The following is a 14,481-nucleotide window of genomic DNA, read 5'->3' as shown; positions in this document are numbered from 1 at the left end:
AGTCCATGGCAGTGTTCGCGGCTAACCTGAACAGCATGCGTTCGAGCCGGCTGTTGTCGATCCTGCTGTTGCTGCAGACGCGCCGGCAGCTGACGGCGCGTGAGCTCGCCGACGAGCTCGAGGTGTCGCTGCGCACGATCTACCGCGACGTCGAGGCGCTCGCGGCGGCCGGCGTTCCGGTGTACGCCGATCAGGGGCGCGCGGGCGGCTATCGACTGGTCGAGGGGTACCGGACCAAGCTGACCGGCCTGACCGAGCAAGAAGCGGCCGCGCTGTTCCTCGTCGGCATGCCGGGGGCGGCCGCGGCGCTCGGGCTCACCGCGGAGACCAGCGCGGCCGAGCTCAAACTCCTTGCTGCTCTCGCACCCGATCAACGCGACCGTGCGGGCCGGCTCAAGAACCGCTTCCACCTCGACCTGCCGGCCTGGTACCAGGACGCCGAGGACTCACCGCATCTCTCGGCCGTCGCCGACGCGGTCCTCCACGATCGCCGGATCAAGGTCCTGTACCGCCGCTGGGAGGAACCCCGCGAGGTCGAGCGCCTCCTCGAGCCGCACGGCCTCGTCCTGAAGAACGGCAGCTGGTACGTCGTTGCCGCGACGCCCCGAGGCCTGCGCACGTACCGCGTCTCCAACATCCTCGAGCTGACCCCGACCGAGGACTGTTTCGAGCGGGACCCCGACTTCAACTTGACCCAGTTCTGGCAGGACCACCTCACAGGCTTCGATCGCGTCCGGTACACCGACCGCGCCGTCGTACGGGTCTCCGCGCGACTGGCCGCGAGGATGTATGACGTCTCGTTCCCGAGCTTGGTCAAGGCGGTCGCGGCCGCCGATCCGGAGCCCGACGGCAGCGTCGTGGTGACGATCCCGATCGAGTCGGTCGCCAACGCGGCAGCCTCGCTGAGCCGGTTCGGCGCCGCGGTCGAGGTGCTCGAGCCCGCCGAACTGCGAAGCGAGCTCGCCGACCTCGGCCGCGCGCTCCACGACCTCTACTCCTGAGCCAACTCCCCGTTGGCCCGCTGACCGGCCTCGGTGCTACGGCGCAGGAAATCGGCGATCAGTTCGAGCTCCGGCTCGCTGTACTCCGCGAGTACGTCGTCCATCGCGCCGATCATCGGCTGGTACAGCCGGAACACCTCCATCCCGCGATCCGGCAGCACGCGGATCGTGACGCTGCGCCGGTCCGCCCGCGCGCGGTCGCGGGCGATCCAGCCGGCCTTCTCGAGCCGGTCGAGGATGCCGGTCAGAGTCGCCGGGTGCAGCCCCGCCTGCCGGGCGAGTGCGCTCGGCGTCAGCGGCCCGCTGCGGGCGAGCACGTCGAGGCAGTCCAGGTCGACGTCCTTCAGCGCCAGCTTGCCGCCGACCTGGTGGTTCAGCAGGGCGAGCTGGATCCGCAGGTCGCGGAGCGCGGCCTTGATCTCGTTGCCGGTGCGCCGGTGGTGGCGTGCGTCACTCGGTTCTGTCTGTTCCATATATTATGATTCCCGTATTATATGAGTTACAGATCAGATTCACGATAGCGCAAGGAGACGCGGGATGAGGATCACGGTGTTCGGCGCGACGGGCGGGATCGGCGGTCACGTCGTACGGCAGGCGCTCGATGCGGGGCACAAGGTGACCGCGGTGGTGCGGAAGTCGTCGGCGTTCGAGGTGGCGCATCCGTCCCTCGAGGTGGTCCGGGTGGCGGGTCTGGATGCCGCGGAGCCGCTGCGCGAGGCGCTCGACGGGAGCGCGGCGGTCGTGTCCGGGGTGGGCGCGCGCGGACGCAAGGACGGGCCGGTCGCGTCCAGGAGTACGCGATCGATGCTGACGGCAATGGAAGCGGCCGGGGTGCGGCGGTTCGTCGCGGTCAGCGCCGCGCCGCTCGGGCCGGTCCCCGCGGACGAGAGCTTCCTGAACCGCCGGGTGGTGTACCCGATGATCAACGCGTTCGCGGCCGACGTGTACGCGGATCTGCGGCTGATGGAGGCGGCGATCATGAGCAGTGCCGCGGAGTGGACGATCGTGCGGCCGCCGAAACTCAGCAACAAGGCGCTCACCGGTAAGTACCGAACGGTCGTCGGCGGCACGGTCACCAAGGGGTACTTGATCTCGCGGGCCGACGTCGCGCAGCTGATGCTCGCGGTGCTCGACGACCCGGCGACGATCGACCAGCCGGTCGGGGTGGCGTACTGATGACGCGGCTGGTGCGGTCGGCGAGCTTGTTGTTCAGCGGGGTGTTCGCGGGATTTCTCGTCTGCGTGCTGGTGCTCGAGAACTCGTTGCGCGGGTTCGATGCGGCGGTCTACGTGCAGACGCGGCTGGTGGAACTGGACTCGCTGGACAAGTTGGCCTCGGCAACGTTGATTCCGGCAATGGTCACGACCGTGCTGCTGGCGATCCGGGCTCGGGGCAACGATCGACGGGTGGTGCTGGTCGCGATCGCCTTGCTGGTGGTCGTTTTCGCGACGACATTCGCGATCAACCTGCCGATCAACTCCGACCAGACCGCGTGGTCGGTGCAGAGCCCGCCGTCCGACTGGGCGGATGTCCGCGACCGCTGGCAGGTCGCACACGCGATCCGCACGGTAGCCGCCGTACTCGCCTTCGGTCTGCTGATCGCGGCAAGTCAGGTCGGCGCGACCGTGCGAGGTCGTAGTCAGCGGCTGGCTATGTCAGCGCGCGGATGAGGTCGTGGGGTACGGCGTGGGCGGTGTGGTCGCGGTGGCCTGTGGTGGTTCGGGCCATGGTGAGAGAGTTGAGGAGCGCTTCCTCGACCGATTCCGTGACGGCCTGGAACGGGCCGCGCAGGTCGGCGTCGGCGTACCCCGGGGTGCGGTTGGTCGTGAAGGCGATCGCGTAGTCGCCGCTGCCCGGCGCGAAGTCCGACCCGACCCGCCCCATCGCAAACACCGCCCGCCGGGCCAGTCGCCCCAACTGCCTGGCGTCAAGCGGCAGATCCGTGGCAACCACGATCATGCAGCTGTTCCCGTCCGCATCCAGAGGCGTCGCAGGAACCGGTCGACCGAGCACAGTCAGCAGGCCCGAGAAGTTCGACTGCACGATCACTCCCACCGTGCCCGACGGTAAGGTGCGGGACGACGTACCTATGCCGGCTTTGAAGCCGAGGGCGGTGGTGCCGGTGCCGGCGCCTTCGCAGCCTTCTAGGGGGAGGCCGGGGGAGGCCGAGTCCAGGGCGGCGTGGACGTGGTCCGGCGTGATGGGGCGACGGCGGATGTCGGAGAGGTAGGCGTCGTTGGTTTCGCCGACGATGGGATTGAGGCTCGTGGCGCGCGGGTTGCGGTCGAGGAGCCAGGTGAGCAGGGCGTCGGCGACGCGGAACGTGCTGAGCGTGCCGGTCAGCAGGATCGGGGTCTCGATCACGCCGAGCTCGTCGACCTGCGTCGTACCGATGAGCTTGCCGTACCCATTGCCGACAGCAACAGCCGCCGGAAGCGTCTCGGCGTACCCGTCGGGCACGATCGCGGTGACGCCGGTGTTCAGGCCGTCACCGGTGAGCGTGGTCTGCCCGACGCGGACCCCGGGTACGTCGGTGATCGCGTTGAGCGGACCGGTGGGCAGGGTGCCGACGACGACGCCGAGGTCGCGGACTCTCCGGGGATTCTGCATACGGCTATCGTCGGCCACATGCTCGAGCACCTCGCCGGCCGGGTCTGGATCTACCCGCACGACCCCGATCCCGACGCCATCCGCCCGTCCGTCGCCGTCATCGCAGACAACAACGGATCAGTCCTGGTCGACGCGGGCAACAGCCCGGATCACGCCCGAGCGATCCAGGCAGCGATAGAAACTGCCGGACTGCCCGCGCCGAAGTGGCTCGTCTACACGCACCACCACTGGGACCACACCTGGGGCGCCGCCGCCTGGAACGACGTCACCGTCGTCGCCCACGAGTCAGCTGTCCCGATCCTCACCGCCGAAGCACAACGACCGTGGAGCCATCGCTACCTCCGCGACGAGGTCGAGGCCAACCCCAAACTCGGCCCGAGCTTCCGCGCCCGCGCCCTCGCCGTACCCGACTGGTCCGACTTCCGGATCGTCCTGCCCGACGAGACCTTCGACGCCACCCGCACGCTCCCGACCGACGTCGTACTGCGTCACGTCGGCGGAAACCACGCCCCGGACTCGCTCATCGTCGTCGCGGACGGCGTGGCCCTGCTCGGCGACGCGTTCTACCCGCCGCCGTACCACCTCCGCGCGCCCGACGACACGATCGACTACGCGATGGTCAAACAGCTCCTGTCCGAGCAGCACGACTGGTACGTCGACGCCCACTCCGCGCCGCGGACGAGATCAGCCGCGCTCGCCGGGTCCTAGCGGGGACCGGTCGCCGACGAACCACAAATGCCCGAACGGATCCAGGAACGACCCCTGCCGGTGCGTTCCCCACGGCACCTCGTGGTCGCGGACCGGGTCGAAGCTCCCATCGGCGCCGGCGTCGACGGCCCGCTGCACGAAACCGTCCGGATCGTCCACGAACATCTCGACCCGGACCGTCGGAGCGCCGGTCTCCGCGGGCGTCTTCCAGATGTTGTTCCCCGGCTCGCCGAGGAAGACCGGGGCGCCGTTCACGCTCAGCCCGATCACACTGCCGAGGTTCCAGAGCTCGACCGCCCCGAGCGCCTCGGCGTACCAGGACGCGGCCGCCGGCGCGTCTTCCACAGCGAGCATCACGGAGATCTGCGCGAATCCGTCCATGGCTCCAGTAAACCCATCGGCGGGCCATACCGGGGTCCGATCGGCGGACCTGGGGGCGGTGGGTACCGGCCGGACCCCGTAGGCTGGGCGCGCGATGAAGAGTTTTGAGGAGCTGTTTGCCGAGCTGGGCGAGAAGGCGGCGACGCGGCCGGAGGGTTCCGGGACCGTGGCGGCGCTGGATGCCGGCGTGCACGCGATCGGCAAGAAGCTGGTCGAAGAGGCCGCCGAGTCATGGATGGCAGCGGAGTACGAGGGCAAGGAGCGGGCCGCGGAGGAGCTGTCACAGCTCATCTACCACGCTCAGGTGATGATGCATGCCCTCGGCCTGGACCTCGAGGACGTGTACCGACATCTGTAGGAGCCCCCTCCCACAGATCACCGGTTCACACCCCCAACGGTTCATACCCCAGAAAGGGCAGTCGCCATGCTGCGCGTCGCAGTACCGAACAAGGGCTCGCTGAGCGAGGCCGCCACCGAGATGCTCGTCGAAGCCGGCTACAAGCAGCGCCGGACCACCAAGGACCTCACGCTCACCGACTCGGCCAACGAGGTCGAGTTCTACTACCTCCGCCCGCGGGACATCGCGGTGTACGTCGGGGAGGGCACCCTCGACGTCGGCATCTCCGGCCGCGACCTCGTGCTCGACTCCCACGCCGACGCCGATGTGATCATGGGCCTCGGGTTCGGATCCTCCACGTTCCGGTTCGCCGGGCGGCCCGGGATCGCGGACTCGATCAAGGACCTGGCCGGCAAGCGGATCGCCACGTCGTACGCCGGCGTGCTCCAGGACCACCTGGCCGAGAACGGCGTCGAGGCGTCCGTCGTCCGCCTGGACGGCGCGGTCGAGTCGGCCGTCCAGCTCGGTGTCGCCGACGTCATCGCCGATGTGGTGGAGACCGGTACGACGCTGCGCCAGGCCGGACTCGAGGTGTTCGGCGAGCCGATCCTGAAGTCCGAGGCCGTGCTGATCAAGCGGCACGGCGTCGAGATCACGCCGAACGGCATGCACCAGCTGGTACGCCGGCTCGAAGGCGTCCTGATCGCGCGGAACTACGTGATGATGGACTACGACATCCGCGCCGAGGACGTCGACGCGGCCACCTCGGTCGCGCCCGGCCTGGAGTCGCCGACGATCTCCCCGCTGCACAAGCAGGGCTGGGTCGCCGTCCGGGTGATGGTGCAGCGCGCGGAAGCGCAGCGCCTGATGGACCAGCTGTGGGAGGTGGGCGCCCGTGCCATCCTCACCACAGACATCCACGCCTGCCGGATCTGACATGAGCGACAGGCTCTTCACCTTCCACCCGCGGATCCTCGCGGCGATGGCGGGCGTGATGGGCCTGTCGCTGCTCGCGGTGTTCGCGGTGATCTGGATCCGGCTGCCGGCGGACGCCAAGGACTCGTTCAGCTGGTTCCAGCGGCTCACTTTGATCGCGTTCTTCGGCGCGGTGTTCTGGATCCTGTACCGGATGACGACACTGCGGGTGACGGCGTACGCCGACGGGCTCCGGGTGCGGAACGTGTTCAAGACGTACATGCTGACCTGGGCGGAGATCAGCGGCCTGCGGTTCCGGCCGGGGGACGCGTGGCTGCAGCTGTTCGATGCCGACGGCAACCGGATCGGCATCCTCGCGGTCCAGGCCGCGGAGGGTGCCCGGGCGAGCCGCGCCGCGAAGGAACTCGCGGCGGTGGCTCGCGACCACGGCGCCGGCGCTAAACGGCCACCTCAAAGCTAGTTGTGTGGGACTCGCCGGGTTTCAGGACGACCAGGTCCTGACCGGTGACGAACGCGTCCGGCGGACAGGTCATCGGCTCGACGGCAAGCGCCGTACGCCCGACCGCTTCGCCGGTGAACAGCTGCATCCAGGGCGTGTCGCTGGTCAGCGCCGACCGCGCGCCGGTGTCGGGATCCGTCAGCGAGACCGTCCAGGTGCCGTCCAGCCCGGTGAACGCGTTGTCGATCGAGGTCGCCCCGATCAGTCGGCCGCCTTGGAAGTCGTACTCCGAGCCAGCCACCGGCGTAAGTCCGACCGGCTGCATGCGATCCGCGGACACTTCCAGGCGGTCGGCGGCGGTGAACTCGAGTACGCACTCGTCGATGGGACGTCCGACGCTCAGATACGGATGTGCTCCGTAGCCGTAGGGCGCGGCGGTGGCACCGATGTTGGTGGCCGTCGCGGTGACGGTCAGGTGGTCGGTCAGGCGGTAGTCCAGGCGCAGGTCCAACTGGTGCGGGTAGCCGGGTTGGCCGTGGAGGCGGTGGCCGACGGCAAGCGCAGCCTGGTCCGAGCCGTCGTCCACGCGGAGCCAGTTGGCCCAGCGGGTCAGGCCGTGGATCGCGTTAGAGCGGGCCGGCTCGGTCAGATACAGCTGCTGCTCGGCGCCCTCGAACGTGTACTTCCCGTCGGTGATGCGGTTGGGCCACGGGAACAGGTGCTGTCCGATACCCGCATGCGCCGCCTCGTCCTCGCCGTACCCGAGCAGGACCGGGCGGCCGTCGTACGTCAGCCCCCGCAATCCGCCGCCGACACTCACGACCGTCGCCTCGTACCCGCCGCCGCGAACAGTCCATTGCTCCCCAGATGGCAACACACTCATGCCCCCATCCTCGCCCATACCGGCGCTAACGACAGGCGGTGTCCATCGGGGGCGACCCCGTTCGTGGTGATGCTGTAGATACGGTGAAACGGGAGGTTCTGATGAAGTACATGCTGCTGATCAACGCCGGTGAGCTCGACACGGAGAACGCGCCGGTCGGGTGCGAGCCGGAGGACTGGATGCGGTTCGACAAGGAGATCACCGACTCCGGGGTCGTGGTCGCGTCCGAGTCGCTCGCCGACCTGGTCACGGCGACCCGGGTTCAGGTCGCAGGAGACGGCAAGCGGACCGTGACGGACGGTCCGTTCGCGGAGACCCGCGAGGTACTGGGCGGGTTCTACGTGATCGACGTACCGGATCTGGATGTCGCGCTCGACTGGGCCGCGAAGTGCCCGGGGTCGCGGGCCGGCGGCTCGGTCGTGGTCCGGCCGGTCGCGGAGTTCTGAGGATGGACCAGGTCGAGGCGGTCTTCCGGGAGGAGCGCGGCCGACTGCTGGCCGCGCTCGCCCGGCGGTTCGGGGACCTCGACCTGGCCGAGGAGGTCACCTCGGAGGCGATCGAGGCGGCGCTGGTGCGGTGGCCGGTCGACGGCGTACCGCCGAATCCGGGTGGTTGGCTGATGACGACCGCGCGGCGGAAGGCGGTCGACCGGCTTCGGCGTGATCAGGTGTACGCCGCGAAGCTCGCCGTACTGCAGGTCGACATGGACCGGGCCGCGCCGCAATCGACCGGGGACGAGTTGCCGGACGAACGGTTGCAGCTGTTCTTCACGTGCGCTCACCCCGCGCTCGCGGCTGAGGACCGCGGTGCGCTGACGTTGCGGTGCCTGGCCGGTCTGACCACGCCTGAGGTCGCGCGGGCGTTCCTCGTGCCGACCGCGACGATGGCGAAGCGGATCGTGCGGGCGAAGCAGAAGATCCGGGATGCGCGGATCCCGTTCCGGGTGCCCGGTCCGGGGGAGTTGCCGGAGCGGCTGCCCGGTGTACTGCAGGTTGTCTACTCGGTGTTCACCGAGGGGTATGCCGCGAGTTCGGGGCCGTACCTGCAGCGGCTCGACCTCGCCGAGGAAGCGATCCGGCTGGCGCGGATCCTGCATCGGTTGCTCCCGGACGAGCGCGAGGTGACGGGCCTGCTCGCGTTGATGCTGCTCGTCCACGCTCGCCGCGACGCCCGGAGCGGTCCGGACGGCTCGCTGGTGCTGCTCGAGGATCAGGACCGTTGCAGGTGGGACCACGAGCTGATCGCCGAGGGCCGCGACCTGGTCGTCGCTGCGCTCACCGGGGGCGCCGGGCCTTACGGCGTACAGGCCGCGATCGCTGCGTTGCACGACGAGGCGGCCGATTTCGCGGATACCGATTGGGCGCAGATCGTCGCGCTGTACGACGTACTGCTGGAGCTCGAGCCGTCGCCGGTCGTGGCGCTCAACCGGGCTGCCGCGATCGCGATGCGCGACGGTGCGGAGGCCGGGCTGGCGCTTCTGGACGAGTTGGCCGACGAGCCGCGGCTGCGGGACTACCACCCGTTCGCGCTGGCCCGGGCCGATCTGCTGCACCGGCTGGGACGTTTGCCCGAGGCAACCGCGGCGTACGAGCGTGCTGTTCAGCTGGCCGGGTCCGAACCGGAGCGGGCGCATGCACGTGACCGGATTGCGTCGATGGAGCAGACTTGAGCGACATGGAGACCGTTTACGAAGCGGCGGGTGGGTCCGAAGGCATGCTCCGGCTGGCGCGGGCCTGGCACGAGCGGGTGATGGCCGACGAGGTCGTCAGCCATGCGTTCCACGGTGAGGTCGAGCCGGATCACATCGAACGGCTGGCGGCGTACTGGGCCGAGGCGCTCGGCGGGCCGGAAGGCTACACCGGGGTGTACGGCGACGAGGCGTACGTCGAGCGGCGGCACAGCGGGAACGGCGAGCACGACGAGATGAACCGGCGCGCGATCGAGCGCTTCGACGAGGCGATGACCGACACCGGGCTGACCGATCCGAAGCTCCGGCAGGTGCTGCACGACTACTTCGCCTGGGCGACGTTCACCACGATGTACCGCCACAACACCGCCGACATCGCCGACGACCTGACGATCCCGCGCTGGTCCTGGGACGGTCTGCAGACGTGACGGACCGCCTCGCGAGGCTCGCCCGCAGCTGGGACGAGGCAGCCGAGGGCTACGAGCAGTACTTCGTACCCCGCTTCGCGCCGTGGGTCGAGGTCGCCGTCGACGCCGTCCATACCATACCGTTTGGTACGGTCCTGGTTCCCTGCTGCGGAACCTTCCCCGAACTAGAACTGCTCGCACCCCGCTTCCCCGACCGCCGGATCGTAGGCATCGACCTGTCGGCCGAGATGGTCCGCCTCGCCACCCTCCGCGCTGCCGGTGTCGGTGGGGATTCGGTTGTGGAGGTGGTTCAGGGGGATGCTGCGGCGGTTGATCCGGGGTGGGCGGCGGCTGCGGTGGTTTCGGTTTTCGGGTTGCAGCAGTTGCCTGATCCGGCTGCCGCGATCCGGTCCTGGTACGACGCGCTTCGGCCGGGTGGGCGGCTTTGTGTCGTCTACTGGCCTGAGTTCGCCGAGGAGACGGGTCCGTTCGCGCTGTTGGACGAGGTGATGGACGGGCGGCGCGACCGTTCGTGGGAGGACGCGCTGGTGCCGGCGCTCGACGGTGCGGTGATCGAGCGGGACGAGCTCGTCTCGTACCGGATGGTGCATCCCAGCGCTGCGGCGTACTTCGATGCGGCCGACCGTTCCGGCCCGCTGCGTGCTACCGCGTTGGCGCGTGGTGACGAATACATCGCGGAGCTGAGGGCGAAGTACTTGGCGAAGGCGCCCGCAGGGGAGTGGGTCCACCATCCGCAGGCGCGGCTGATCAGCGCTAGGAAGCCGCCGAGTCGTGCGGAGGCAGCGCCACCGACTTCGTGACCAGCTCCAGAGCCGGGTCGAACGGGATGTCCGGATCGCCGTCGATGATCACGTGAGCGCGCGAACGGGTGGCCTGCTCGGCGAAATGGTCGCGCTCCCAGCGCATCCACTCCAGCCAGTGGTCGCGGAGAGCCTCGCCGTCGCGTTCGATACCGCGCTCCAGGCGGACCTCGTTCGACGTCTCGACCCAGAGCCGCAACGACTGCCAGTGGCCGGCGTCCCGGTCGCAGGCGGTGACACCTTCGACGATGAGCAGATCCACCGTGTTCGGTACGACGTGCAGCTCGGCGTACGCGCCGACGTACCAGTCGTACCGGCGGTAGCGGCCCTCGCGCCCGTCGGCCAGCCGTTGCAGCACGTGGTCACGGAGCAGACCGAATCCACGCTCGGCCCCGGTCCAGCCGTCGTACAGGTCGTCCATGTGGATGACGTAGGTGTTGAGGTCGCGGGCCTCGGCCCGGGCCTGCAGGTGGGCGGCGACGGTGGTCTTGCCGGAACCGGCGGGGCCGTCGATGCCGATCAGTCGGGTCCGGCCCAGTTGAGGCGAGCCGGCCTGGACGTTGTCGAGCAGCGAATCGATGGTCAGGGGCGAGCCGTGGTCAGCGGCTTTGTCAGTTGATTCCATGGCGCTTCAGGATGTCCTCGATCTCGTCGAACTCCGACGAATCCTGCTGCTTCGCCTTCCCCTTTGACGGCTTGGCAGCTTTGGCGGTGGTGGCCGACGCAGGCGCGGGGCCTGTGGCGGTCAGCTCACCCGCGGGCGAGGCGGGTTTCTTCTCGGCTTTCTGTGCCTTCTGGTTCCCACCGCGGCCCCGGGCCACACCCGAGACGACGTAGAGCACCACCGAGACGCCGAACAGCGCGACCCCGGCCCACACGGTCGGCGAGAAGATCAGGTGCGTGACCCAGCTCACCGTCGAGCGGACCACGTCCCAGACCAGCTCCAGCAGACCGGTCAGGTACAGCGAGACCGGCAGCAGGGACCAGGCCACGCCGCGGGTGCCGGCTGCCACCCCGCGTCGCCGCCAGGCGAACCACGAGCCGATCAGACCGAGCAGCGTGAGGCCTACGCAGAACGGCAGCAGCGTCAAATCGTTGAAATCAGGCACATACCCAGGCTCGCACAGTCACCGCCGGAACCAAGAGGGGAAGAGCCCTGACCCACCCCTGAAAGAGACCTCCGGGGACAATGTCGGCATGCAACCAGAGCGGCGGCTGGCCTTCACCGGGTTCGACAACGACGACGGGACGGCGGATCCCGCGCTGGCGGGTGCGCTCGCGGCGGGTGACGACGGGGCTGTGCTCGCGGCGCTGACCAAGGCGCGGCTGCTCGTGCCGGTGGTGGCGATGCTCGGCGAGGTCGAGTACGACGAGAACGGGCTCGCGCACGACAAGACCTCGGACATGGCCGTCGCGCTGCTCCAGGGCCAGGACGGGCGGAACGCGCTGCTCGCGTTCACCGGCACCGAGAGTCTGGGCCGCTGGAGCCCGGAGGCGCGGCCGATGCCGGCCCAGGCGCAGCTGGTCGCGACGGCGGCGATCCAGGAGGGCGCGGCGGCGATCGTGCTGGACATCGCCGGCCCGGCCGCGGGCGTGATCGAGACCGACGACGTACGCCGCTTGGCCGCCGGCCTCCAGGTCATCCGCCTGGAGGACGGCAGCTACGCGTGGATCGAGCCCGGCCGCTGAGCCTCCGCTTTCCGGAAGGAAACAGTCACCCAGCGCCGGATTCTTTCCGGAAACCTCAGCCGACCGGTGAGTTGAGCGCGTCCATCGGCTTGGCGCGCATCGCGATGCGACCGGTGATCGCCGTGGTCGGCAGTACCAGCAGGAGGACGACCGCGATCCACGCGGCGAGGACCCAGACCGGGCCGGACGGGATCGGCCAGCCTCGGGTCGCCATCGCGATCGGGAGCACGGTGAACGCTGCTGTGACCAGCCCGCTGACGAGCCCGAGCGCCGCGATCAGCAGACCCTCGAGACCGAGCATGCGTGCGACCTCGCGGCGGGTCGATCCGGTCAGGCGCTGGAGGCCGAACTCGCGGCGCCGGTCGAGTACGGCGACTGCGATCGTGTTGACCGAGGCGATCGCGGTGTAGGCGACCGCGATCGCAGCCAGCAGGTACCCGATCCAGGCGTCGACGCCGAGCCCGGTGTCCAGTCCGTCGGCGAGCAACTCGCGGCCGCCCATCGTCGTACCGGGCCATTTCGACAGGTCGAGGTGGAGCTTGTCGGTGGTCTTGAGGACCAGCTGGCTCGGCAGGCCGGTTGTGGTGTGGGCGGCCAGCAGCTGTGCCGGGAGTAGGAGGGATTGGTAGCCGGAGGGACCTTCGGCGAGGGCGACGACCTTGACCTTGACGAGAGCGTCGTCGCCCAGGCGCAGTCCGATCTCCGAGCCGACGTCGACCTTGAGCTTCTTCGCCGTACCCGGGGGCAGGGCGATGGTGTTGCCGGTGAGGTCGTTGAGGGAGCCCTTCGTGACTTTGTCCTTGTAGATGGGGCCGCTCAGGCCGAGGAGGGGCCAGGCGTCGCTGGTGTGGGCGGCGTCGTACGGCTGCTCGATCCAGCCCTTGCTGCGGACGAGTTCGGACGATGTGGTGACGGCGGGGAGTTCGGCGGCGGCCTTGGTGAGGGAGGCGGGGATGCCGCCGGTGATGACGACGTCGCCGGCCAGGTTGCTGGTGAAGGCTTCGACGGCTGCCTTCTGTTGCGTGGTCTGGGAGTAGATGTTGCCTACGGCAATCGCTGTGGCGATCGTGATCGGGATCAGGATCGCGCCGAACTGGACCGCGCGGACGCGGAGGTTGATGACCGCGAGGACTCCACTCGTACCGCGCTTCTCGACGAGGCGGGTGATGCGGGGGACGAGGGCTCGCTGGATCACGAGCGGGGCCAGGATCGCGACTGCGATCGAACCGGTCAGACCGGCCGGGCCGCCGATCGCGGCTGCGTTGGTCGGACCCATGAACGGGGTGGACACTGCGATCGCCACCGTGGCGCCGGCGAAGATCAGGCCGATGATGACGCGGATGCGGCTGAGGGCGACGTTCGGTACGGCGGCTTCCGCGAGGGCCTGGATCGGGCGGATCCGGGCGGCGCGGCCGGCGGCGAATCCGACGGTGATCCGCAGTACTGCGAACGTGAGGAGGGCTGCGCCGGCGAACGGGAGCGGGCCCTGGTCGTACCGGAGCTGGGTGGGCACGATCCCGCCGTCGGCGAGCAGGCCGAAGATCCAGTTGCCGGTGAACCGTCCGCCGAGGAGGCCGAGGACGAGCCCGAGTACGCCGACGACCATCGTCTCGGCGATCACCATCTTGCCGACCTGTCGCGGGGTCGCACCGCTTGCCCGCAGCAACGCGAGCTCACGACGCCGCTGGCGAACCGACAGTCCGATCGTCGCCGACACCACGAGCGCCATCACCACAGCCACCATCCCACCGAAGACGCCGGACATGATGATCAGAGGCAGACTCGTCGCAATCCCTTGGAACTCGGCGACACCGCGATCGTCGCCGGTGTACGCCTTGACGCCCGCCGGCAGCTCGAGCCGCTTGGCCAACTCGCGCGCCGACGTACCGTCCGCCGGGAACACGCCGATCGCATCCACCCCGGCCGGCACATCCGCGTCCGCGAAGAACACCGCCGGCACGTCAACTTGCCGCTGAGCCGCCGCAATCCCCGCCAGCACAAACCTCCGCGGCTCCCCACCCACAACCACCGTCACTCGGTCGCCAGCCGCAGCCACCCCCACCAACCGCTGGTCAAGCACAACCTCTCCGGCACGCGGAGCCCTCCCGCTGGTCAACGCATACGGCGTCAACGCCGCCGCCGACCAACCACGCCCCACCATCTCCATACCAAACGGTTTGGTATGGCCCCCGTCAGCATCCTGCCCACCAGCGCCCACACCGGTGGTGGGCTTGGGGGCTGTTGGGTCGGTGGGTGTGATTACCGTGGCTGGGAAGGAGCGGGTGGGGATTGCTTTGGCGACTCCGGGGGTGGTTGCGAGTTTGGTGAGGAGTGTGGTGTCTACGCGGTGGCGTTCGGGGAAGGGGGCTGAGCCGCTGCCGTTGGGTGGGTGGTAGGCGGGGTCGCCGGCTACGACTATGGGGGCGGCGGCGAGGTGTTGGGGTGGGGCGTTGAGGCGGAGGGCGGTTTCGAGGAGGCCGCCGGCGGCGGCGAGGAGGGCGCCGCCGAGGAGGACTGCGACGAAGATCGCGAGGAAGGCGGCGGTGCGGTAGCGCAGGGTGGTGGCGGCGAGGCGGAACATG

At 69.3% G+C, this 14,481-nt stretch carries 19 protein-coding genes; 12 read left to right on the top strand and 7 right to left on the bottom strand.

Annotation, left to right across the window (positions count from 1 at the left end; genetic code table 11):
• Window positions 1–35: 35 nt before the first annotated feature.
• Window positions 36–1,001: a helix-turn-helix transcriptional regulator gene (locus tag ABT313_RS31895; RefSeq protein ID WP_350861480.1), complete on the top strand. Its 966-nt coding sequence runs from the start codon at window positions 36–38 to the stop codon at window positions 999–1,001.
• On the opposite strand, the gene ABT313_RS31890 is transcribed toward ABT313_RS31895, so the two are convergent.
• The gene (locus ABT313_RS31890) at window positions 992–1,474 is read right to left on the bottom strand and encodes a MarR family transcriptional regulator (RefSeq protein ID WP_350861478.1); all 483 of its coding nucleotides are present in this window, start codon (window positions 1,472–1,474) and stop codon (window positions 992–994) included. The two genes, ABT313_RS31895 and ABT313_RS31890, sit on opposite strands and share 10 nt — an antisense overlap.
• 64 nt (window positions 1,475–1,538) lie before the next feature.
• On the opposite strand from ABT313_RS31890, the gene ABT313_RS31885 reads away from it, so the two are divergent.
• Both ABT313_RS31885 and ABT313_RS31880 read left to right on the top strand, forming a co-directional pair.
• Window positions 1,539–2,177, top strand: coding sequence for an NAD(P)-dependent oxidoreductase (locus ABT313_RS31885; RefSeq protein ID WP_350861476.1), 639 nt, complete (start codon window positions 1,539–1,541; stop codon window positions 2,175–2,177).
• A complete protein-coding gene (locus ABT313_RS31880) occupies window positions 2,177–2,671 on the top strand; it encodes an anthrone oxygenase family protein (protein ID WP_350861474.1) in 495 nt (164 codons plus the stop codon). The genes ABT313_RS31885 and ABT313_RS31880 overlap by 1 nt, the downstream gene beginning before the upstream one ends.
• Here the strand turns inward: ABT313_RS31880 and ABT313_RS31875 are convergent.
• Window positions 2,652–3,611 (bottom strand): P1 family peptidase, encoded by a 960-nt coding sequence (locus ABT313_RS31875; protein WP_350861472.1) that lies wholly within the window; start codon window positions 3,609–3,611, stop codon window positions 2,652–2,654. The genes ABT313_RS31880 and ABT313_RS31875 overlap by 20 nt on opposite strands.
• A gap of 18 nt (window positions 3,612–3,629) precedes the next feature.
• Between ABT313_RS31875 and ABT313_RS31870 the strand changes: the two genes are divergently transcribed.
• Window positions 3,630–4,319, top strand: coding sequence for an MBL fold metallo-hydrolase (locus ABT313_RS31870; protein WP_350861470.1), 690 nt, complete (start codon window positions 3,630–3,632; stop codon window positions 4,317–4,319).
• Here the strand turns inward: ABT313_RS31870 and ABT313_RS31865 are convergent.
• Window positions 4,296–4,700, bottom strand: coding sequence for a VOC family protein (locus tag ABT313_RS31865; protein WP_350861468.1), 405 nt, complete (start codon window positions 4,698–4,700; stop codon window positions 4,296–4,298). The genes ABT313_RS31870 and ABT313_RS31865 overlap by 24 nt on opposite strands.
• Before the next feature lie 94 nt (window positions 4,701–4,794).
• On the opposite strand from ABT313_RS31865, the gene ABT313_RS31860 reads away from it, so the two are divergent.
• From ABT313_RS31860 to ABT313_RS31850, 3 genes are all read left to right on the top strand, one after another.
• The gene (locus tag ABT313_RS31860) at window positions 4,795–5,058 is read left to right on the top strand and encodes a phosphoribosyl-ATP diphosphatase (RefSeq protein ID WP_130439463.1); all 264 of its coding nucleotides are present in this window, start codon (window positions 4,795–4,797) and stop codon (window positions 5,056–5,058) included.
• A gap of 66 nt (window positions 5,059–5,124) precedes the next feature.
• Window positions 5,125–5,973: an ATP phosphoribosyltransferase gene (hisG, locus tag ABT313_RS31855; RefSeq protein WP_350861465.1), complete on the top strand. Its 849-nt coding sequence runs from the start codon at window positions 5,125–5,127 to the stop codon at window positions 5,971–5,973.
• A gap of 1 nt (window position 5,974) precedes the next feature.
• Window positions 5,975–6,433 carry a PH domain-containing protein gene (locus ABT313_RS31850; RefSeq protein ID WP_350861463.1) on the top strand — a complete coding sequence of 153 codons (459 nt, stop codon included), beginning with the start codon at window positions 5,975–5,977 and terminating at the stop codon, window positions 6,431–6,433.
• On the opposite strand, the gene ABT313_RS31845 is transcribed toward ABT313_RS31850, so the two are convergent.
• On the bottom strand, window positions 6,411–7,295 hold the full coding sequence (locus tag ABT313_RS31845) for an aldose 1-epimerase family protein (protein WP_350861461.1): 885 nt from the start codon (window positions 7,293–7,295) through the stop codon (window positions 6,411–6,413). The two genes, ABT313_RS31850 and ABT313_RS31845, sit on opposite strands and share 23 nt — an antisense overlap.
• Before the next feature lie 101 nt (window positions 7,296–7,396).
• On the opposite strand from ABT313_RS31845, the gene ABT313_RS31840 reads away from it, so the two are divergent.
• From ABT313_RS31840 to ABT313_RS31825, 4 genes are read left to right on the top strand one after another with little or no spacing between them, the layout of a single operon-like run.
• On the top strand, window positions 7,397–7,741 hold the full coding sequence (locus tag ABT313_RS31840) for a YciI family protein (RefSeq protein WP_350861459.1): 345 nt from the start codon (window positions 7,397–7,399) through the stop codon (window positions 7,739–7,741).
• Window positions 7,742–7,743: 2 nt separating this feature from the next.
• Window positions 7,744–8,964, top strand: a complete 1,221-nt coding sequence (locus ABT313_RS31835) for an RNA polymerase sigma factor (RefSeq protein ID WP_350861457.1) — start codon at window positions 7,744–7,746, stop codon at window positions 8,962–8,964.
• A gap of 5 nt (window positions 8,965–8,969) precedes the next feature.
• The gene (locus tag ABT313_RS31830) at window positions 8,970–9,410 is read left to right on the top strand and encodes a globin domain-containing protein (protein ID WP_350862443.1); all 441 of its coding nucleotides are present in this window, start codon (window positions 8,970–8,972) and stop codon (window positions 9,408–9,410) included.
• Window positions 9,407–10,210 carry a class I SAM-dependent methyltransferase gene (locus tag ABT313_RS31825; RefSeq protein WP_350861455.1) on the top strand — a complete coding sequence of 268 codons (804 nt, stop codon included), beginning with the start codon at window positions 9,407–9,409 and terminating at the stop codon, window positions 10,208–10,210. Before ABT313_RS31830 ends, ABT313_RS31825 begins: the two co-directional genes overlap by 4 nt.
• On the opposite strand, the gene ABT313_RS31820 is transcribed toward ABT313_RS31825, so the two are convergent.
• Complete coding sequence (locus ABT313_RS31820) at window positions 10,164–10,835, bottom strand: uridine kinase family protein (protein ID WP_350861453.1); 672 nt, start codon at window positions 10,833–10,835, stop codon at window positions 10,164–10,166. The genes ABT313_RS31825 and ABT313_RS31820 overlap by 47 nt on opposite strands.
• Window positions 10,822–11,319, bottom strand: coding sequence for a hypothetical protein (locus ABT313_RS31815; protein WP_350861451.1), 498 nt, complete (start codon window positions 11,317–11,319; stop codon window positions 10,822–10,824). Before ABT313_RS31815 ends, ABT313_RS31820 begins: the two co-directional genes overlap by 14 nt.
• Window positions 11,320–11,407: 88 nt before the next feature.
• Between ABT313_RS31815 and ABT313_RS31810 the strand changes: the two genes are divergently transcribed.
• A complete protein-coding gene (locus ABT313_RS31810) occupies window positions 11,408–11,899 on the top strand; it encodes an SseB family protein (protein ID WP_350861449.1) in 492 nt (163 codons plus the stop codon).
• A gap of 55 nt (window positions 11,900–11,954) precedes the next feature.
• Here the strand turns inward: ABT313_RS31810 and ABT313_RS31805 are convergent, their stop codons facing one another.
• Window positions 11,955–14,480 carry an ABC transporter permease gene (locus ABT313_RS31805; RefSeq protein ID WP_350861447.1) on the bottom strand — a complete coding sequence of 842 codons (2,526 nt, stop codon included), beginning with the start codon at window positions 14,478–14,480 and terminating at the stop codon, window positions 11,955–11,957.
• Window position 14,481 lies beyond the last annotated feature (1 nt).

The organism is Kribbella sp. NPDC000426 (assembly GCF_040300265.1).
Classification (GTDB): domain Bacteria; phylum Actinomycetota; class Actinomycetes; order Propionibacteriales; family Kribbellaceae; genus Kribbella.
Note: the sequence above shows the minus strand (reverse complement) of the source record. Positions and strands in the feature narration are given on the sequence as shown.

Coding starts and splice junctions, on each gene's coding strand:
- ABT313_RS31895 (WP_350861480.1), top strand. CDS start 36: ATGCGTTCGAGCCGGCTGTTGTCGATCCTGCTGTTGCTGCAGACGCGC.
- ABT313_RS31890 (WP_350861478.1), bottom strand. CDS start 1,474: ATGGAACAGACAGAACCGAGTGACGCACGCCACCACCGGCGCACCGGC.
- ABT313_RS31885 (WP_350861476.1), top strand. CDS start 1,539: ATGAGGATCACGGTGTTCGGCGCGACGGGCGGGATCGGCGGTCACGTC.
- ABT313_RS31880 (WP_350861474.1), top strand. CDS start 2,177: ATGACGCGGCTGGTGCGGTCGGCGAGCTTGTTGTTCAGCGGGGTGTTC.
- ABT313_RS31875 (WP_350861472.1), bottom strand. CDS start 3,611: ATGCAGAATCCCCGGAGAGTCCGCGACCTCGGCGTCGTCGTCGGCACC.
- ABT313_RS31870 (WP_350861470.1), top strand. CDS start 3,630: ATGCTCGAGCACCTCGCCGGCCGGGTCTGGATCTACCCGCACGACCCC.
- ABT313_RS31865 (WP_350861468.1), bottom strand. CDS start 4,700: ATGGACGGATTCGCGCAGATCTCCGTGATGCTCGCTGTGGAAGACGCG.
- ABT313_RS31860 (WP_130439463.1), top strand. CDS start 4,795: ATGAAGAGTTTTGAGGAGCTGTTTGCCGAGCTGGGCGAGAAGGCGGCG.
- hisG (WP_350861465.1), top strand. CDS start 5,125: ATGCTGCGCGTCGCAGTACCGAACAAGGGCTCGCTGAGCGAGGCCGCC.
- ABT313_RS31850 (WP_350861463.1), top strand. CDS start 5,975: ATGAGCGACAGGCTCTTCACCTTCCACCCGCGGATCCTCGCGGCGATG.
- ABT313_RS31845 (WP_350861461.1), bottom strand. CDS start 7,295: ATGAGTGTGTTGCCATCTGGGGAGCAATGGACTGTTCGCGGCGGCGGG.
- ABT313_RS31840 (WP_350861459.1), top strand. CDS start 7,397: ATGAAGTACATGCTGCTGATCAACGCCGGTGAGCTCGACACGGAGAAC.
- ABT313_RS31835 (WP_350861457.1), top strand. CDS start 7,744: ATGGACCAGGTCGAGGCGGTCTTCCGGGAGGAGCGCGGCCGACTGCTG.
- ABT313_RS31830 (WP_350862443.1), top strand. CDS start 8,970: ATGGAGACCGTTTACGAAGCGGCGGGTGGGTCCGAAGGCATGCTCCGG.
- ABT313_RS31820 (WP_350861453.1), bottom strand. CDS start 10,835: ATGGAATCAACTGACAAAGCCGCTGACCACGGCTCGCCCCTGACCATC.
- ABT313_RS31810 (WP_350861449.1), top strand. CDS start 11,408: ATGCAACCAGAGCGGCGGCTGGCCTTCACCGGGTTCGACAACGACGAC.
- ABT313_RS31805 (WP_350861447.1), bottom strand. CDS start 14,480: ATGTTCCGCCTCGCCGCCACCACCCTGCGCTACCGCACCGCCGCCTTC.